The organism is Glaciecola sp. G7-5 (assembly GCF_055808975.1).
The window spans coordinates 4079561-4098193 of record NZ_CM147892.1 but is presented as its reverse complement, the minus strand read 5'-3'; the positions used below and the strand labels follow the sequence as shown (position 1 = coordinate 4098193).

The 18633-nt window shown below is 40.2% G+C and carries 16 protein-coding genes, 1 tRNA gene and 4 pseudogenes; 6 read left to right on the top strand and 15 right to left on the bottom strand.

Annotated features, from left to right (window positions below; genetic code table 11):
• Nucleotides 1-189 precede the first annotated feature (189 nt).
• Both AC0L6H_RS18060 and AC0L6H_RS18055 read right to left on the bottom strand, forming a co-directional pair.
• Nucleotides 190-1908 carry a DKNYY domain-containing protein gene (locus tag AC0L6H_RS18060; RefSeq protein ID WP_473390619.1) on the bottom strand — a complete coding sequence of 573 codons (1719 nt, stop codon included), beginning with the start codon at nucleotides 1906-1908 and terminating at the stop codon, nucleotides 190-192.
• A 176-nt stretch (nucleotides 1909-2084) separates the two neighbouring features.
• A pseudogene (locus AC0L6H_RS18055) lies at nucleotides 2085-2333 on the bottom strand (endonuclease III); the annotation flags it as partial.
• Between the two features lie 510 nt (nucleotides 2334-2843).
• Here AC0L6H_RS18055 and AC0L6H_RS18050 point away from each other — a divergent pair.
• A complete protein-coding gene (locus tag AC0L6H_RS18050) occupies nucleotides 2844-3080 on the top strand; it encodes a type II toxin -antitoxin system TacA 1-like antitoxin (protein ID WP_473390618.1) in 237 nt (78 codons plus the stop codon).
• Entirely contained in the window at nucleotides 3077-3388 is a 312-nt protein-coding gene (locus AC0L6H_RS18045) for a type II toxin-antitoxin system RelE/ParE family toxin (RefSeq protein WP_473390616.1), read from the top strand. Before AC0L6H_RS18050 ends, AC0L6H_RS18045 begins: the two co-directional genes overlap by 4 nt.
• A gap of 60 nt (nucleotides 3389-3448) precedes the next feature.
• On the opposite strand, the pseudogene AC0L6H_RS18040 reads toward AC0L6H_RS18045, so the two are convergent.
• Nucleotides 3449-3697 (bottom strand): annotated as a pseudogene (locus AC0L6H_RS18040) (endonuclease III); the annotation flags it as partial.
• Between the two features lie 212 nt (nucleotides 3698-3909).
• On the opposite strand from AC0L6H_RS18040, the gene AC0L6H_RS18035 reads away from it, so the two are divergent.
• Entirely contained in the window at nucleotides 3910-5391 is a 1482-nt protein-coding gene (locus AC0L6H_RS18035) for a serine hydrolase domain-containing protein (protein ID WP_473390615.1), read from the top strand.
• 66 nt (nucleotides 5392-5457) lie between these two features.
• On the opposite strand, the pseudogene AC0L6H_RS18030 reads toward AC0L6H_RS18035, so the two are convergent.
• A pseudogene (locus AC0L6H_RS18030) lies at nucleotides 5458-5709 on the bottom strand (endonuclease III); the annotation flags it as partial.
• A 302-nt stretch (nucleotides 5710-6011) separates the two neighbouring features.
• Between AC0L6H_RS18030 and AC0L6H_RS18025 the strand changes: the two are divergent.
• Together AC0L6H_RS18025 and AC0L6H_RS18020 are read left to right on the top strand one after the other, a co-directional pair.
• The gene (locus tag AC0L6H_RS18025; protein WP_473390614.1) at nucleotides 6012-6419 is read left to right on the top strand and encodes a hypothetical protein; all 408 of its coding nucleotides are present in this window, start codon (nucleotides 6012-6014) and stop codon (nucleotides 6417-6419) included.
• Nucleotides 6409-6612, top strand: a complete 204-nt coding sequence (locus AC0L6H_RS18020; protein WP_143871876.1) for a helix-turn-helix transcriptional regulator — start codon at nucleotides 6409-6411, stop codon at nucleotides 6610-6612. The genes AC0L6H_RS18025 and AC0L6H_RS18020 overlap by 11 nt, the downstream gene beginning before the upstream one ends.
• A gap of 298 nt (nucleotides 6613-6910) precedes the next feature.
• Here AC0L6H_RS18020 and AC0L6H_RS18015 read toward each other — a convergent pair.
• The 3 genes and pseudogenes from AC0L6H_RS18015 to AC0L6H_RS18005 all read right to left on the bottom strand — a co-directional run.
• Nucleotides 6911-7153, bottom strand: a pseudogene (locus AC0L6H_RS18015) (endonuclease III); the annotation flags it as partial.
• A gap of 545 nt (nucleotides 7154-7698) precedes the next feature.
• Entirely contained in the window at nucleotides 7699-9231 is a 1533-nt protein-coding gene (locus tag AC0L6H_RS18010) for a serine hydrolase domain-containing protein (protein WP_473390612.1), read from the bottom strand.
• Nucleotides 9232-9862: 631 nt separating this feature from the next.
• The gene (locus tag AC0L6H_RS18005; protein WP_473390611.1) at nucleotides 9863-10570 is read right to left on the bottom strand and encodes a hypothetical protein; all 708 of its coding nucleotides are present in this window, start codon (nucleotides 10568-10570) and stop codon (nucleotides 9863-9865) included.
• Nucleotides 10571-10713: 143 nt separating this feature from the next.
• Between AC0L6H_RS18005 and AC0L6H_RS18000 the strand changes: the two genes are divergently transcribed.
• Nucleotides 10714-11847, top strand: coding sequence for a helix-turn-helix domain-containing protein (locus tag AC0L6H_RS18000; protein WP_473390610.1), 1134 nt, complete (start codon nucleotides 10714-10716; stop codon nucleotides 11845-11847).
• Nucleotides 11848-12035: 188 nt separating this feature from the next.
• Here AC0L6H_RS18000 and nth read toward each other — a convergent pair whose 3' ends face one another.
• The 8 genes from nth to AC0L6H_RS17960 all read right to left on the bottom strand — a co-directional run bounded on the left by nth (nucleotide 12036) and on the right by AC0L6H_RS17960 (nucleotide 18597).
• A complete protein-coding gene (gene nth, locus AC0L6H_RS17995; RefSeq protein ID WP_473390609.1) occupies nucleotides 12036-12668 on the bottom strand; it encodes an endonuclease III in 633 nt (210 codons plus the stop codon).
• Between the two features lie 3 nt (nucleotides 12669-12671).
• Nucleotides 12672-13373 carry an electron transport complex subunit E gene (locus AC0L6H_RS17990; RefSeq protein ID WP_473390608.1) on the bottom strand — a complete coding sequence of 234 codons (702 nt, stop codon included), beginning with the start codon at nucleotides 13371-13373 and terminating at the stop codon, nucleotides 12672-12674.
• Nucleotides 13366-14052, bottom strand: a complete 687-nt coding sequence (gene rsxG / locus AC0L6H_RS17985; RefSeq protein WP_473390607.1) for an electron transport complex subunit RsxG — start codon at nucleotides 14050-14052, stop codon at nucleotides 13366-13368. The genes AC0L6H_RS17990 and rsxG overlap by 8 nt, the downstream gene beginning before the upstream one ends.
• Nucleotides 14049-15161, bottom strand: coding sequence for an electron transport complex subunit RsxD (gene rsxD / locus AC0L6H_RS17980; RefSeq protein WP_473390605.1), 1113 nt, complete (start codon nucleotides 15159-15161; stop codon nucleotides 14049-14051). Before rsxD ends, rsxG begins: the two co-directional genes overlap by 4 nt.
• Entirely contained in the window at nucleotides 15158-17122 is a 1965-nt protein-coding gene (gene rsxC / locus AC0L6H_RS17975; protein ID WP_473390604.1) for an electron transport complex subunit RsxC, read from the bottom strand. The genes rsxD and rsxC overlap by 4 nt, the downstream gene beginning before the upstream one ends.
• A complete protein-coding gene (gene rsxB, locus AC0L6H_RS17970) occupies nucleotides 17119-17691 on the bottom strand; it encodes an electron transport complex subunit RsxB (RefSeq protein ID WP_473390603.1) in 573 nt (190 codons plus the stop codon). The genes rsxC and rsxB overlap by 4 nt, the downstream gene beginning before the upstream one ends.
• Nucleotides 17688-18266 (bottom strand): electron transport complex subunit RsxA, encoded by a 579-nt coding sequence (gene rsxA / locus AC0L6H_RS17965; protein ID WP_473390601.1) that lies wholly within the window; start codon nucleotides 18264-18266, stop codon nucleotides 17688-17690. Before rsxA ends, rsxB begins: the two co-directional genes overlap by 4 nt.
• A 254-nt stretch (nucleotides 18267-18520) precedes the next feature.
• A tRNA-Asn gene (locus AC0L6H_RS17960) sits at nucleotides 18521-18597 on the bottom strand.
• Nucleotides 18598-18633: the final 36 nt, after the last annotated feature.

The window sequence follows — 18633 nt, the reverse complement described above, 5'->3', positions numbered from 1 at the left end:
ATTTTGCTTTCATGGCAAAGTCTGTTTTTGATTTACATTGTCTTATACAAAACTTGCTTGCTTGTTTAAATATGGCAAGTCGTCGTGCTACATTCTCTCTAGTCCAGGTTGATTCAAAATCATAGAAGTTTTCTTCAATATGTTTTTCATTGGATAGGTTACCTAAGATTACTCAATGAGCCATAAATTTTATAAAACTTCTTTATCTAAACTGGCATCTATTAATCTGATGTCACAGGTTTTATTTGAATCATTCCAATAACCTTTACCTTCATAAAAGTGTCCTTTTATTGGCGTAAACTTGATACTTCGCACATTTTCATACATGGTTTTCTTGGTTACTCGCCGACAAATTAGTCTAGCTTCTATTTCGGAAGTAGGCAGTTCTATTGTTACAGCCCATAGTTCTCTTTCATTACGATTTTGAGGGGTTTTATATTTAATAGATATTTGTAACTCAGAGTTTTGACCTTTAAACCAAGTGGTAGGTTTGATTTCACTGTCGCACAAATCTTTCTGATTTTTAGCGTCCTTTATTAAATATACTCTTCCTTCAACAAAGTTAAACTGAGTTGTTAAGTGTTTGGTCTTTTTTCGGTCATTACTTTTGCAAGAGTATTCAACATTATGTAAACCGGATGGGACGAAGCCATTTAAGGATGCCTTTATTTTCTTACCCCCAACTTTATCAAGGTAGTATTTATTTTGATCTATCATCCTTACGTGAGCATGAGAGTCAGGAATTGGCTGAAAAGAAAATGGAAATCTATCACTATTGTAAGTTGCGCAGTCACATGGAACGGCTTCGCTTCCCAAGTAACAACGGTTCTTATCTTCAGCACTCACTTTGCTGATCCCACATTTCTTCAGAGTAAAAGACTCGGCATCAGCGCCAATTATTTTCATCGAGTTTTCGTATGCGAATTTTTTATCCTTTGCAAACCAGTCACTCAACACTACAAACGTTGCTGGGTCAGCATCTTTAAGTATCGTCGATCTGCTAAAAACATGGTTTTTGTCTCTGTACCATTTGTCGCCTAGCGATTCATAAGTCTCAGCATCGCAGATGTCACACTTTTTTCCAGAACGATATACATTTGAGCTATCTTTACCCGTATTAAAATCAATAACTTGGAACGTTTCAGGGTTCGCTTCTCCAACCAGAACGTCCGTGTAAAAGACATTACTTGCGTCAGCTCCCCAACCACCGCTTAACGGCCTGAATGTTTTAGGATCAGCTTCCTTTACCAGCTTGTCACCCCAATGTGATTTAAACCAAACTTGTTGTTCTTTTTCAAAATAAGTATTTACTTTGATAAGTTGTGTAGCTTGCTCTGAGCAATTTGCAATAGTCGCTAAAGAGTCCTTCCAAGATGTTTCGGCATCAAACGCTTCTACCAAGCCGTCATTGTCGGTTTTCCCTGTAAAAGCTCCAATACCATGTTGGATCATATAAGTAGGTTTGTATGCAGGTGCTCCTATAGTTTCAAGGTTTTTGCATAGCTTAGTGTTGTCTTCAGTTAACGCTTTTAAGGCGCCCTGTAAATTTTCTAGCGTTTTTTGAGTTAGCGAGCTAAAAATGTTAAACCGAAGCACAGAAATTGCCTGATGAGCGGTTTTATCAGATACCCTGAGAGTGTCGAAGTAGCCATATGTCATGCCCGCATAATACAATTGAGCAGCATTATTATAATTTTCTATCGTTAAGCATTTACTCAAACCAATAAAAATATCCACGGGATTCATATTATTTGACAATTTATCTACTGAAACACAACCTACTTGATTGAGCGATTTGAGATTTCCTTCTGCCTCGTAGCTAGTAATATTTTTATTTGATGGAGAAGTAGAGCTGCACGCTGTTAATAAGAGTGAGGATATCAAAACAACTAATTTAAAAGCATCCATTCTAAGCAATCTTCCATCAATTATCTGAGTCTTTGTCTATAAGATAACAGTTTATTCCTATCTTTAGCAAAGGATTCCACCATTCATTGCAATCCTTATTGCCAACACACTTTATCGCTACTAAACCTGTCAAAAGCGTGTTGGAAATAAACCTCTGATTACAGGGGCCAAAATTATTACTCTGGTTTATCTTTAAATTCGCATAAATCTTCAATTATGCATGAACCACATCTTGGCTTGCGAGCGATGCAAGTATATCGCCCGTGCAAAATAAGCCAGTGATGCACATCGACTTTGAACTCAGCAGGAACCACCTTAAGAAGTTTTTCTTCAACCTTGTCAACATTCTTACCCATGGCAAGCTTAGTACGGTTGGAAACGCGGTAAATATGCGAGTCTACAGCTATGGTAGACCAGCCAAAAGAATATGAAGATAAATTGCATTAAATATTATGTTGATAAAAATTTACCTTTATGGCTGTTTGGGGTCTGAAAAGGAAATAAGTGTCCTTTAAGGCATCAACATACTTGTAGCGCATTTCTCATATCTTTAAAAATTCTATCCATTAGTATTTCTAGACAATGTGTTTTTGTCTCAAAAGCTGTCAATTAGCGCAAATGGGGATTTTACGTTAATTGCCCAGTCACCAAATATTAATATTGAAATAAATGCGACCAAGTAGGCTAGGATGCCAAGTCTAACGAGCCAAATCAAAGAATAGTACGTCAATATATTTTTCGTTTTCGCTAAAATGTGAAACGGTAACTGAACGAAAACACCAACAAAACTCATCCCCCCAAGAAAAGCCTTTTATAGTCTTAAAGTTTGGTTTTAAAATAGCCAAGCTTAAAAGCATAATTCAACTTTGCACAAATTGACAAAATGTTGCTCGCAAACTATTCTTACTAGTATATTTTAGCTACAGGCACAATTTATGCGCTTATCTATCGATATCACGTCGGAACAACACCAGTTTTTAAAAGCTGCTGCTGCCATTCAAGGCAAAAGCATAAAGAATTATGTTTTAGAATGCGCCCTTCCTACTAAAGAGGAGCAAGAGGCATTTGAAAGGCTTGAAGTTTTGTTATCGAAGAGAGTTGAAAAAGCCATCTCTGGTGATATTTCTGAGTATACAATAGATTCAATTTTTGATGAAGAATTGAATCGTTGAAAAACATTCCGAACTATAGGCTATCAAAAGACGCTGAACAAGATTTGCGCGAGATTGCTCGGTATACCTTAAGGAAATGGGGAGCTAAACAACTTAGTGTTTACCGGAAGGAGCTGCAAGCCCAGTTTGAAAAGCTCGGAACTAAAAGGGTAGTTTCGAAAAAATATTCAACAAACTTACCTGATGTTTACTTTGTCAGGGCTAACGAGCATTTAGTGTTTTACCTAGATTGTGGTGATAAACCTATTATTATCGGGGTTTTGCATAAATCAAGAGATGTAGTAAAGCATCTTACTAACCGTCTATAGTTTTTTTGCTGGTGATATAAACCTTAAGCGTGCACTTTGTAAGAGTATTCTTCGGTATCACTATTCTATTTTATCTTTAAACTCACACAAATCCTCAATAATGCAAGAACCACAGCGTGGTTTGCGGGCTACACAAGTATAGCGACCGTGAAGTATTAACCAATGATGTACATCGACTTAAAATTCGGTAGGTATAACTTTCAAAAGTTTCTCTTCAACTTTCTCAACAGTTTTACTCATTGCGAGCTTAGTACGATTGCTAACTCGGTATATATGCGTGTCCACAGCAATCGTAGGCCAGCCAAAAGATAATGAAAATAGATAAAGAGTTACTATTTTTTAATAACCTTTTGGTTGAATTGGCGAATAAATTGTCAAATTAACTCTTTGTTAACTATTGGATTGATTTTTTCTTTTTAATTTTCATGGGTTTATCTATTGGCAGGTGTTTTGCTGTATGGTTCTAAAAATCAAAGTATAAGGATAGTAATGAAAATACAATTTTTTTTAAATATACCTTAATGGGTATATTAGGGCTTTCTATAACATTTTCAGGTAATTTAGCTGCCAAAGCATATGACTTTAGTTCACTGCTGGAAAATGTAGAAAAATCCAAACAGCTTACAAAGCTTCCAAGTGGAACATCTATCGCTGTAGTTCAAGGAGGGGAAGTAGTATTTCAGGCGCATATTGGATATGCAGATATTACTAACAATATAAAGGTTACGGGGGATACACCGTATTATATTGCTTCAGTTACTAAACCTTTTACTGCTTTCAATACCTTGCTTGACATTGAAAATAAAAAGTTACCATCTGACTTAAAGTTATCGGATATGTTTCCTGATGTTGAGTTTAAAGGAATAGATAATAAAGCGGTAGGCATGCATCATTTACTGACTCATACGAGCGCTATTGATAATTATCCTCTTGTATTGGCTACAGCATATAGTGGAGAATATGTTAGTGAAAGTCTTCGAACATTAGTTTATGAGTATTCACAAAGTGAACCGCACGGAATTGGAGGCTTTAAATATTCTAATGTTGGGTACAATATTTATAGTATTTTTGCTGATAGTTATTTCGCAGATAAATGGCAAGAGCGATTGCGTAAACAGGTATTTGAGCCGCTCGAATTAACTCACACTTCGGCAACGCGATCCTTTTTAGATAGACAAAGAATATCTGTAGCTAAACCTTATTCGTTAATGGTTCCATCTTTACCAAAACCTCTGCCATTGGAAAAACACGATTCTAATATGCATGCCGCAGGTGGAATGTATGCAAGCTCGAATGATATTGCAAAGTTTCTAATCGTTCAATTAAATCAGGGTAAATTAAACGGTAAACAGGTTTTTCCAGCAAGTGTAGTTTTAAAATCCCAGCAACAGCAAGTAGCTGTTGAAGCGATGTTTATGGACTTTAAGCGAAGTGGCTATGCATGGGGTTGGTATACAGGTGAGTATAAAGAGCAAAATATGCTACATCACTTCGGCGGATTTTCGGGAACACATGCACATTTGTCGTTTATGCCAGATAAAAAGCTAGGGTTGGTGGTTATCAATAACGAAGATTTCTTAAGTTCTAGGCTTACCAGTATTATCGCTGATTATGTATATGGAAAATTATTAAATGAAGAGCATATCGAAAGTAAAGTAGAAAAGCGCTTTGAGGCTCTCAATCAGAAACTTGCAGACGTTGATAATATTCTCCATAAACAAAAGCTAAAAATAGCAGGGCGCAAGATGAATTTAACATTACCTAAACAAGCATACCTTGGAGAGTATCGCCACCCACATTTAGGCACAATTTCAATCGAGTTGTTGGATACTGACCAAATATTAGTGAGCTGGGGAGTTATGAATTCAATTGCTACGGGGTTTGATAAACAAGATAAAGTTCGAGTTACTCTTAAGCCAACGCAAGGTGAAATAATTACCTTTGAAGTAGACGAAAAAGTTTCATCTCTGGTTTACCAGGAAATGAAGTTCACTCGCATTTAATAAACCTTGATTGAACGTGAAAATACGTAGTGCCAATGTCAACAATTGGCACTAATCAAGGTATATCTATTCAGTCTTCTCTTTAAATTCACACAAGTCTTCAATCATACATGCACCACACTTTGGTTTACGCGCAGTACATACATAACGACCATGTAAGATAAGCCAGTGGTGCACATCAAGCTTGAATTCTTTTGGCACGACTTTAAGGAGTTTTTGTTCAACGTTGTCGACGGTTTTGCCCATGGCGAGCTTAGTACGGTTGGAAACGCGGTAAATATGCTTGTCTACGGCTATTGTGGGCCAGCCAAAAGATAATTTAAGTAGGATGCGATTTACTTTAAACATTTTAGGTTTACGCTTTGTGCTCAATAACATTTCGTCCTCTCCCAGTAGGCCAGAGAGCACTTTCATTTTAATGCTGACGCTTGACTTGTAGTCATTAGGTTCTCTTAAAAATAGCTTTTCAATAATTCAGTAATGTAAGTCAAACACATCTTATTGTCAGGTTTGCTTGACTTATCAATTGTTTTGTGTAATGTTTACCTTACATTGTGTCGAGATGTATTGACACAATCAAAACTAATTAAGAGAACAAGGTAACCTCAGGAGTGCCAAATATGAGTAATGTATTAGATAAAAAGGAAAAGACGTTTCTAGTCAAATTTATGTTGCATATAGCGATGTTTTTAGTGGTTTTAGCGATATCAGTAGTAATGAATGAGACCAATAATTTGTCTATATACAGTACTGGATTCCTCGCAATGTCCCCTGTAATTCCTGTGATGTTTTTATTGCGGCTGGTGGTAAATCATTATAGGTCATTGGATGAATACATCCAGAGAGTAATGGGTGAAAGTTTGCTTTGGGCTGTAGGTGTTGTTGGTTGTGCGGGAATGGCTTATGGCTTGCTCTCAGAAATGGTTGAGGTGCCGACTATTAGCCCAGCCTTTATGTTGCCAGCAATAGCAGTCATCTTTGGTGTAGTATTGTCTATTAAACTATCGAGCGACACCCATGAAGAATAGGTTACGGGTACTTCGTGCAGAAAATAGATGGTCTCAAGCAGATCTTGCTGAAAAGTTAGGAGTGTCACGTCAAGCCGTGAACGCTATAGAAACAGGAAAACATGATCCTTCTTTAACTCTTGCTTTTGCTCTTGCAGAGACCTTTGGGCAAAGCATTGAAGAAATATTTTGTCCCAAAGAACAAAATAACTAAACAATATGTCTTTTCTTTGTGTTGTGGTCTAATACCAATTGCTAGGCCACAGCAACTAAACATGTTTTAGAGCCTATCCAACATATTATATGAACAATTTCATAGCCTACGGAGAGGGTCTTGATTTTTAGCGAAGCTACGAGGTTTAGATAAACTAGTAAAACCAAAGTCCAGTAATTTGAATGTTGTTCAATAATATACGTTGAAAATCAATAATTTGCGTCAATTAAAAAGTTATTCGATTTTATTTCGTCCGCTTTTTTGCGGTAGTATCAAATCGCTCGTTACAGGCAACTAGCTACTCAGTCTTATCCTTAAACTCACAAAGATCTTCAATAATACAAGAGCCACAGCGGGGCTTTCGCGCAACACAAGTATATCGCCCATGCAAAATAAGCCAGTGGTGAACATCAACTTTAAATTCTGCAGGGGCAACTTTAATTAGCTTTTCTTCGACTTTCTCAACGGTTTTACCCATGGCTAGCTTAGTACGATTGGATACACGGTAAATATGCGTGTCCACAGCAATCGTAGGCCAGCCCTAGTATAAGGAAAATAGATGTTTCATTTTATGTATTCGAATTAACTGTTTTGTGTAACTGGCAAAAGTAGAGAAGGGTTCAAATGACAGTCAGTTTAGAGGCATGAAGCGGTCGTTGAAAATTCATAGATTTTTTCATCAAGTACAATTGGCCGTTATTTCAAGCTTACCGGACTTGCCATTATAAAAGCAGTCGCTAATAATAATGCAAACACTCGATTCGAGTGCTTGGTTGTCTGGTTATTGGCAACAGCCTGTTAAACAATGAGACATTTCATCTACTGATTACAATTTCATTTTATAACGCGTTTCAGTGCATCAATATACTTGTACAAAGTAAACAAACACTAGGGTCAACAGCTAAACGTTCCCTATTTAAATGCTCTTAAAAGAATTGGCATAAGCATCGTTTAGCAATAAATCCGGACGCAATTCAAAACTGGCAGTCATGTTTGGCACGCTCATAGCAAGCACCAAGGTTTCAGCTTATATCGAGCGATTGCGCACAAGACCAGCATATATAGCAACACATCAAGTATAAATATCTAGTTGGAATCGCTACTAACACTGACATGGCGTTGCCCAGTTTGTCCAAATAAATGCACCTTTAAACCCTCACCTTCGTCATAAAAGCGAGCGATAACACCGGTTTCATGCGCAAACTGATGTTCACTTCCTTCAATGCCAACCATAGTAAGCGGGAGGCGATTTCCTGCCGGAAATACAAATTGCAACGATTCCTGCTGTTGAACTACTGATACTTCCCAGCCCTGTGTTGGAAAATTATAAGTTCCTGTAAGTGATTTTAAGAATTCGGGGGAATGCTTAACGCGCTTGATGATTTTCTCTCGGAACACGGGCCATTCATAGGCTCGAGCGACTGCGCTGAAGAACTCTTCACCCAGGCTTGAACCATTGTCAGAGTTAGCTAAAAACACTGCCCCATTGCCAGTTCTCAAGTTCAGAGTAATTCCTGCTCTGTACCCCACAGTGCCACCATAATGAGTCATAAAGACTTGTCCATTGCCATCGTTAATTAACCTGAAACCGTAAGCGTGGTTATCGATAGGAGTCGATAGTACGTCTTCGATACTAGCCTGAGTAAATACATCGCTTTTACCATGATAGCCCTTGTGCAACTCCAACAAAAACATAGCCAAGTCCGTGGCCGTTGCCCACAAACCCGCAGCAGCCTGTTCGGGATAGTTGTTCCAGCCGCCAGCAATAACGCTGCCATCTATTTCATGCCCGCGAGCGGTGTGAGAATGTTTAGACAAGGGCAAAGGCACAGTAAAATCTGCTTGCTTCATGCCAATCGGAGCAAGCAGCCAATCGCGCATTATTAGCTCAAAAGGTCTATTCAGCTCATCCTGTAGAGCAATTTCAATTAAAGTATATCCACCACCTGAATAAGCGAGCGACTCGCCGGGTTTATTCACTACTTCTACTTTTCGCGAGTTGCTCGGTGCTTCACCGCGCACAATCTGTTCATCTGTTGGCATTGCTTCATTGTTTGCGTAGCCAGCATATCCACCACGCACAATACCAGCTGAATGTGAGAGCAAATTACGTAGTGTTATAGGATTAGATTTGCTTTGCTGACCCTCAGGTAGACGATAAGATGAAAAGTAAGTTTCGATATCCTGATCAAAATCAACTAATCCTGACGCTTTCATCCGCAGTGCAGCCATTAGCGTTACTGGTTTGGCGAGTGACCCCGCTTGAAAGAGGCTATCGCAATCAGCATTGCCGCCATCTTCTTGTAATTTGCCCCAAGCTTGGCTCCAGTCAAGCTTTCCATTATGAATTACCGCGACAGAAAAAGCCGGAGTTTTAGACATATTCATGCGCGTTGCAACACTTACAGGCTTAGTTTCACCTTCAAACACCATGTAGGGGAGAATACCGTCTGTGACTTGCTTTTTACGTACTTGAGCATCGCTTGCTGTATAACAGCTCCAACCTTTATAAAATTCGGGATGTTTACTATCCGCACTTAGCGATTTGTATCTTGTATCCGCAGCAACTGTGCTAAATAAACTACTAATGAAAAATATAAAAATGACGTATTTGATCATAGGTTTGCCTCTATCTTTATCGGTTTTAGCATAACGCTATTACTATTAACCGTGAATAAACTGCATGGGCAATAGACAAACGACTGCAACGATGTCGTAAAATGATACGAGATTACTAAAGCAACTTGTAGAACGATATTGTAAGAAAGTATTTTACGTGCTTATTTATTTGCAAAGGTTTTTCTACTGATGCGCCTTCTACATTAAAACAGTCGCCAATATTTTAGGAATTAACAGAACCAATGTAGCAACATGTATTGGTTTTTTATTATGTCAAACTACAAAAATGAGGAGTGTAATAATACAAGCTGTGTGATTCATAGAGATCGTTTCAATCTTGCAATCTCCAAATCTTGTTTATAATTGGTGTTTTGAATCCGACTGTTTGCCATTGGATGGCTTGCGACCTTCATCAATCGGTCAAGTCTGGTGCAGTAAGCGGACGTTGCTTTTCGCGTACTGCTGAACAAACTTCTCATTTACAGCGAACTTTACTTTTAGATAAGTTGACGGTAGGAGAGGTCATATGAGAGAAAAAGATAACAACTTTAAATAAGTGCTCCCAAGCCCACTGCTAGTTCATCATAAAGTTAGAGCCAGATAAATTAACGATAAAAAGCAACTAGCTTGTCTACAAATTTTCTAGCGTGAATTTCTTGCGAAACATTACAAAGCCCATCCAAATAAACCAAACTATTTGGCTTAAACCAAATGCTTCCTTGAACTCTGGCAAACTTTGATAAATAGTGAGTATTCCTAGCATACCAACTATTATTCCAAATACACATAACCCTTTACCAAGTTGCTGAGTCTTGAGCCCTGCAATACTCAGTAGAAATACCCATAATCCGCCTACTAACTCAATTCCACCTCCTAATGCGTTGACAACTGTTGCGTAAACATAATAAACGATCTCAGCATGTTGTTGGTCTTGAGAATATATACTGACCATGGTGTTCATTCCAGCGAGTGCAATCATTCCGGCGCACATCATAAGTACCACCCAAATAAAACCAAATGCACTTGCTGTATTGAGCGTGTAACGCGCGTTTTTAGTGAGAATATCTTTTGTGAGCATGACATGGCTAGCTTGAACCGAAATAAGTAACAGGGTCCCAAAAACCAGATATCCCATAATATAGGCAATACTAATGACGCCCTGATTTTCTGCTATATAAACAATTTTTTCATTGAGTACGTCCGTCTGTGGGATGTTTAGCACAAGACCAAAAACGACAAACATAGACACGTAGCAAAGAGGCATAGTGAATAGCGAGACAGCGCCGTAGCGCATTAACTGAGTGTTTTTCTTTGCGGTAATATTTATTTCTGAATTCATGAGTCACCTAATTGCTAATACTTGAAAGTTAAATTATAGTCAGGTCGCTATCATAGTAGTGAAGTAGGTATAAATCGTCCGAGCTAGTTAGGAAGGACGTTTTTTTTGACATTTTTAATGCAACAGGTTGATTTCTGCCCATCGTGTTTGATATTTTCATTTCGTCTATCGCTATATCAATAGCATGCTTTTCGTTATTCTTACTCCCTAAAGGTCAGCCCTCAGGTCCGTTAAAACTTGTGCTGATTTGTTTGGTTTTCTTTTCTGCTGGGCCTATTGTTTTTAATTTATCTCCGGTATTTATTCAGCTTTATGTGGGTTTGGTGCCAAGCATATTTTTTCTCTTTATTCCTGCGTTTTTCTTGTATCACGATGCGCTTATAAGCATCAAACCGTGGTGCTGGAATAACACAATGCTAAAGCACTTTGCACCAGTGCCTTTCGCATTGCTGCTTGGTCTTGCTGTCATCACCCTGCCGGAAGAAACTTTCAAACAAATGTTTTTCTCGTCCGAGCCACTAAATTCTTGGTGGTTAAGCTTGTTATCGATTTTGTTTTTTATCAGTATACTCAGTTGGTGTGTTCTTAGTTGCATCTACCTTATCAGTAGTTTACGTCGCACAGTAAAACATCGGGAACGAATAAAGTTGGTCTATGCAGATAAAACAGGGCGTAATTTAAACTGGATTGTTATTGCTTCAATTCTTATTGTTTTCACTTGGGCGTATGCCTTGGTCGTTTTAGCGTTTGAAGATCAATTGCTTGATTATGGCGTATCTGAAACCGGCATATTGGTATTGTTAGCGATAGTCGTTTGGCTGGTAGGGTATTATGGTGTAAAGCAAAGACCGGGGTTTGAAGAAGTACAAAATAAATTAGATACACTTGACGACCAAGCAAGCAAGAAGCCTTACGAACGTTCAGCATTAAGCCAAGAAGATCTGTATAGGATATCAACTAAGCTGTCTGTAGCCGTTAATGAAGACAAAGTCCATTTTGATTCTGCATTGAATTTGCCTAAGCTTTCAAAGCACCTTTCAGAGCCTTCTCAGTATGTTTCACAAACCTTGTCTCAGCAGTTGAATACGACGTTTTTCGATTTTATTAATCGCGCTAGAATAAGCGAAGCAGAGCAATTGCTGATCTGCACCAGTGACTCAATCTTGGATATAGCATACGATATTGGTTTCAACTCAAAGTCTTCTTTTTATAAAGCTTTTCGGCAATATATGGATATGACTCCTACTCAATATAGGAAATCACACGAAACCCGTTGACCGATATTCAGACTGATTTATAAAGGTTTGTGTTTAGAGGTAATGACTGGGTTAAGGAAATCAAAAGCGTAGCTATGTCTCCTTTTGGATGTTTATTGTCAGTCAACTAAAGCAGCAAACAACTCAATAAATGGCGAAAAGTTGCTTTGAAAACTATGATCGGAATCATGCGCAAAACAGACCTAGGGCTATTCTGTTTTATCCTTAAACTCACACAAGTCTTCAATCATACATGAGCCGCAGCGTGGTTTGCGGGCAATACAAGTATAGCGTCCGTGTAAAATAAGCCAGTGATGCACATCGACTTTAAATTCTTTGGGTACGACTTTAAGTAGCTTTTCTTCCACCTTTTCTACAGTTTTACCCATGGCGAGTTTTGTCCGATTAGACACTCGATAAATATGCGTGTCCACAGCAATCGTCGGCCAGCCAAACGCGGTGTTTAATACCACATTAGCTGTTTTTCGCCCAACGCCGGGGAGTGCTTCGAGTGCTTCTCGGCTTTCAGGTACAATACTGTTGTGTTTCTCAATCAGTATGCGGCAGGTTTCAATCACGTTTTTGGCTTTAGAATTAAATAGGCCAATTGTTTTGATGTAATGTTTTAGACCATCTAAGCCTAGGGCATATATTGCTTCTGGTGTGTTGGCGACAGGGTAGAGCTTGTCAGTTGCTTTATTTACACCAACATCGGTAGCTTGGGCAGACAAAATCACCGCAATGAGCAGCTCAAAAGGGCTTGAGTAATTTAGCTCGGTTGTGGGGTGCGGGTTTGCGTCTCTTAGGCGACTTAATATTTCGTATCGTTTTGTTTTATTCATAGCTTATATATCTGTGCCCGTTACGCGTGCACGCTGTACGATCTTTTTCTCTTTGCTTTGGCTTCGTGCTTTAATCGCTTGATCAATAATATTTTTGGCAGCGATTATAAAACCTAGTCCCAAAAACGCACCAGGTGGCAATATGGCAAGTAAAAAGTTAGCATCTGTCTCGTAAACTACAATGGTCATATTCTTTGCCCAATCGCCCAATAATAGCTCTGCACCTGAAAATAGGGTGCCAAGCCCTAATATTTCGCGCATAGCACCGAGCAACATCAAAATGAGAGTAAAGCCAGTTCCCATCATTAGCCCATCAAAAGCGGCAAATTTTACCGCATTCTTTGAAGCATAAGCTTCGGCTCTACCAATAATGGCGCAATTAGTCACGATCAGGGGAATAAATATGCCAAGTACTTGATAAAGACCAAAGGTAAAAGCATGCATCAACAATTCAATCACGGTCACAAATGATGCAATAACCATAACAAAAATAGGTATCCTAATTTCATTGGGGACAATATTTCGAACCAACGATACCGTAACGTTTGACCCTAACAACACCAAAGTTGTTGCTAAGCCTAAACTTAAACCGTTTACCAGGGTACCGGTAACGGCTAATAATGGACAAAGACCGAGTAACTGAACAATCGCAGGATTATTCTTCCACAAGCCTTGTAGTGTGAGTTCTTTGTATTCGTTATTCATTGGTTAATACCTCGGGCAAAGCAGGCACTATGTCAATGTCTGAAGCATCTTGGTTTGGCTTGCAATTCGCCGGTGATTCAAAAAGGAACTGCATATTTTGTTGGCCATATTTGGCTGCGTTTTTGATTGCTTTTACCACCGCACGAGGCGTAATGGTTGCGCCTGTAAATTGATCAAATTGGCCTCCGTCTTTTTGCACGGCCCATCGGCTGTCTCGTTGCTCGTTGTATACAACATTATTAAAACTTAATATCCAATCACTGATGCGTAGTTCAATTTTATCACCTAAGCCTGGTGTTTCCTTATGGTCGACCACGCGGGCAGCTAGCACGGTTTCATTGGTATCTATGGCGACAACTAAGTCGACAGTGCCGCTATAACCATCAGGTGCAGTTGTTTCTATAATTAAGGCTGTGTTTTTATCATCAAGTCTTGACCTGAAAACACGCTGCGGCTTACCGCCCAATAAGTCGCTTGCTTCTATTCTAATACAGTCAGTATGTAATTCATTGTCATGTAGTGATGGCGCGACAACTTGATTCAGGGTCGTAAGTAATTGCCGCTCTTTTGCTTGCTCTATTCTATCTTCGGTAAAGGCGTAAGTTAGAGCAATAACACCTGTGGTTACGAAGGCAAATGCGGCCAATATGAGTCCATTTTTTTGGATGAGTTTTCTCATTGTTCACCTTCTTTGGATGAAGCAACTGGCGAGGCTTTAGCTACTCTCTTGGCTTTTACTTTATGTCCGTATGTGCGAGGTTTGGTATAGTAATCAATCAGGGGGACCGCCATGTTCATCAGGATTACCGCAAAGGCTACTGCGTCAGGGTATCCTCCCCAAGTTCGTATAACAATAATCCAAAAGCCTATCGCGGCGCCAAATACTATTCTGCCCTTATTTGTTGTAGACGCTGAGACAGGGTCGGTAGCTATAAAAAACGCCCCTAAAATCAAACTACCATTTACAAAATGAAACCAAGGTGATGCGTGTGTGCTAGGGTCAAATACAAATAACACGCCACTAACAAGCATGGCGCTGACAATCATGCTGGCCGGAATATGCCAATTTATGATGCGCGTTTTAATCAACACCAAGCCACCTAAGAGATAGGTGATAGCCACTGCGCCCCAGCCACTGGCCATACTGCCGTGGAAAAGTTTGTCATTGAGCCCCTCTGAGACGATGTAACCTTCACTCAGTGCGACTTTGATATGATCAAGTGGTGTTGCCATGGTCGCACCGTCAACGGTGACTTGTAACTGCGCAATACTGTAGCCACTTGCGGTATATCCGGTGAACACTGTGTGAATAGTGTCCCAAAGGCCGATATTTTGTACGGTTAAACTAAGCGGTGGCATCCACGCTGTCATTTGCACTGGAAAGGAGATGAGTAGCATCACGTAACCTGCCATTGCAGGGTTAAATAAATTATAACCAAGGCCACCATAAAGCTGCTTAACAATTGCAATTGAGAAAAATGTACCAATGACAATTACCCACCATGGCGCTAGTGGTGGAATACTTATGGCCAATAATAGGCCGCATAATAATGCGCTGTAGTCTTTAAAAGCGCGTTCCGCATTTTTGTTACGTAACTCTAAAATAAGTACCTCGGTCACCACCGCGGTAACAATGGCCAAAGCAAGTTGTACTAAAACGCCATAACCAAACATATAAGTTTGCATGGCAATACCGGGTATCGCTGCGTATATCACCATGCGCATCACCGCCCCGGTGTCGCGCTGATTGTGGTGATGTGGTGAGCTGGCTACGTGCAACTGGGTCATTCTTTAGGCTCACTTTGTTTGTTTTCTTCTAGGGGTATTTGATATTGCAATGTGTCACTACTTTTTGTGCTGTCGCTTTCGTTATTTGCAGTATCGCTAAGGTCTTTGGGCTTGTCGCTTTGTTTGTTTTTCTCAGCCAGCGCGGCAGCCTTTTTGCGCGCTTTTGCTTTAGCGATCGTCGCAGCCACTCGTTTCTTCTTCTCCAGTGCTAGGCGGGCTTCTTCATCTTTTACCGGGTCTTCACTTGTATTTTCAATCGCCTCAATTTTTGCAGGCCTTTGTTCTTGTACTGCTGCTGAGCTACTGTCTTTTTGCTCCTTCTCAGCGTGCTTTGTTGCTGGTTCAGATGCCTTGGAATTTATAGGCTGATTGCCTTCGCTGTTCTGCGCTTTTTGTTGTGCAGCTTTTTTAGCTTTGGCACGCGCCAGCGCTGCAGCGATTTTATCTTTTGCACCACCACCGTCTTTTTGTAATGCTTTGTTTCTTGCTTCAGCGGCTAAACGATGCTTTTCTTCTCGTTCAAACTTTTCACGTTCAAGTCTTTCTTTGCGCGCTTCAAACCGAAGACGAGCTTTCTCTGCTTGTTCTTTTTCGTGCAATTGCTGCCTGATATCACTTTTTGCTTGTCGGTAATAGTGAACTAAGGGTATTTCACTTGGACAAACATAGGCGCAGGCCCCGCATTCTATGCAATCAAATAAATCGTAATCTTGGGCCTGTTCGTAGTCTTTTGCTTTACTGTACCAATATAATTGCTGAGGCAATAAGGTGGCAGGGCAGGCATCTGCGCATGCTGAGCAACGTATACACGCGCGTTCGTCTTCTACAGTGGGAAGTTCTTTAGTGGCAGGTGCTAAAATACAATTTGTGATTTTGACTATTGGGATTTTAGATGAAGCCAAGGTAAAGCCCATCATGGGACCACCCATAATAATACGTGGATAAGTTTGCTTACTAGCATCATAGTCACCAGCGGCTAATAGGTGACTGACAGGCGTCCCAATTTTGGCCCATACGTTTTGCGCTTTACCCATCGCTCTTCCGGTAATAGTCACAACGCGTTCGGTAAGCGCTTTGCCTTCAATTACGGCATCAGCAATGGCGAAACAAGTCCCAACATTGTACATAATACAGCCAATATCAATGGGTAGGCCATCACTGGGTACTTCTCTTGAGGTTAGCACCTGAATTAATTGTTTTTCACCACCTGCAGGGTATTTAGTCGGTACACTAACAACCTGATAATTGCTTTGCTGCTGACAAGCAATCGACATGGTTTCTAGGGCTTCTGGTTTGTTGTTTTCAATCGCAATAATGACATGCTTGGGTTTTAATAGATGATAAAGAATGTCTATGCCTTGCCTGATTTGCCAAGCATGCTCGCGCATTAGGCGATCATCGGCCGATATATAAGGTTCGCACTCAATACCATTAATAATTAAAAACTCTAAGGGTTTTACATTGTTTGATTTTATGTGGGTGGGAAAACCTGCGCCTCCTAAACCACTAATCCCAGCGTTGCAAATCGCACTGATAATTTCATGCTTGTCAGCGCTGCTATAATTGCTTATCCCTTGGGTCTGTATGGCCTCATCTTTGCCATCTAACTCAATGCCTACGGTCATTTCTGGTAATCCAGAAGGATGAGCTGCACAATGTTCACCAATAAAGCTAACAGTGCCCGATGAAGATGCATGAACCGGCACACAAAATGGATTTTCACTTGCGGTTAGGGCTTGTCCTTTTAAGACTTTGTCGCCTACCTCAACTATGACTTTACCCTCTACCCCAATATGTTGCTTGATTGGAATGTAGATGTGGTCTGGCAACGGTAAATTTTTAATCACCTCTTGGTTTGACAATGATTTTTCTTGTTCAGGATGCACGCCGCCATGAAAATCCCATAGCTCGCCAATCGACAATCTTTCTAACACTGCGTCAAAATCGGCAAACTTACTCATGATATCTGTCTCACTGGTATATCACCAACTTGGGTTTTGCTAAAATCCCATTTCCAATTGTTTGTGCTTTGAAGCAAAGGCAGCATATCAATACAATCTACCGGACAAGGCTCTACACATAAATCACATCCCGTACACTCATCTATAATTACAGTGTGCATTTGCTTTGCAGCGCCTACAATGGCGTCAACGGGACACGCTTGTATGCACTTTGTGCAACCTATGCATTCGTCTTCACGAATAAATGCGACTTTCTTCACATCTTCTACACCATGGGCAGCATCTAGTGGTTTAGCTTCGACGCCCATTAATTCTGAAAGATCTTTAATTGTAGACTCACCACCTGGCGGACATTTGTTGATTTCATCGCCATTGGCAATCGCTTCAGCGTATGGACGACAGCCAGGGTATCCGCACTGACCGCATTGGGTTTGCGGTAAGATGGCGTCAATTTGTTCTACAAGGGGGTCGCTTTCTACTTTGAATTTAATGGATGCATAGCCAAGCCCTGCACCAAGTATCAGCGCTATCAAACCAACTAGAAGTAGGGCTGTTACGGTATCGATCATTTAACTAACCCTGAAAAACCCATAAACGCTAACGACATCAAACCTGCAGTTATCATTGCTATTGATGCGCCTTTAAACGGGGTGGGCACATCGGCCGCAGCTAAACGTTCACGCATTGCGCCAAAAAGAATTAATACGAATGAGAAACCGGCAGCGGCGCCAAAGCCATACACTATTGATTCTAAAAAATTGTGTTGTTTAGTAGTGTTGAGCAATGCGACGCCTAAAACCGCGCAGTTGGTTGTGATAAGAGGAAGAAAAATGCCCAATAGGCGATAAAGGGTAGGGCTTGTTTTACGCACAACCATTTCCGTAAATTGGACCACTACCGCGATAACTAAAATAAAGCTGAGTGTGCGTAAATAGCCAATACCCAGAGGCACTAGAATGTAGGTTTCAACTAAATAGCTAGACAAAGAAGCAAGAGTTAGCACAAAAGTGGTCGCCATAGACATACCAATAGCGGTTTCAAGTTTGCCTGAGACGCCCATAAATGGGCACAGCCCCAAAAATTGGACAAGAACGAAATTGTTCACCAATACAGTTCCAAGCAACAATAATAGTAAGTCTGTCATCTCAGGGTTGCGCTCGCCCAGTTTCTATCGATAAATAAGTAAAATTATCATGTGTTAATGTTACCAAAGCTCATTCTGATAATTAGCAATTTTGATTTTTGTTTTACAGCTACGAAGAAGCATTTGAATTAAGTTCGTAATTATCGCTTTTTACTGCGCATTAAACAACACAGAAAATGTATGGGATTGCCTTTTGACGTTGATTTATGTCAAAGAGATTGTACGGATGTGTATCAAGGTTTTTGAAAAGAAGATGGCTCCCCCTCCCCGACTCGAACGGGGGACCTGCGGATTAACAGTCCGTCGCTCTAACCAGCTGAGCTAAGGGGGAATCATGCACGCTTTAAAAAGCGTCTTACAACAGCTA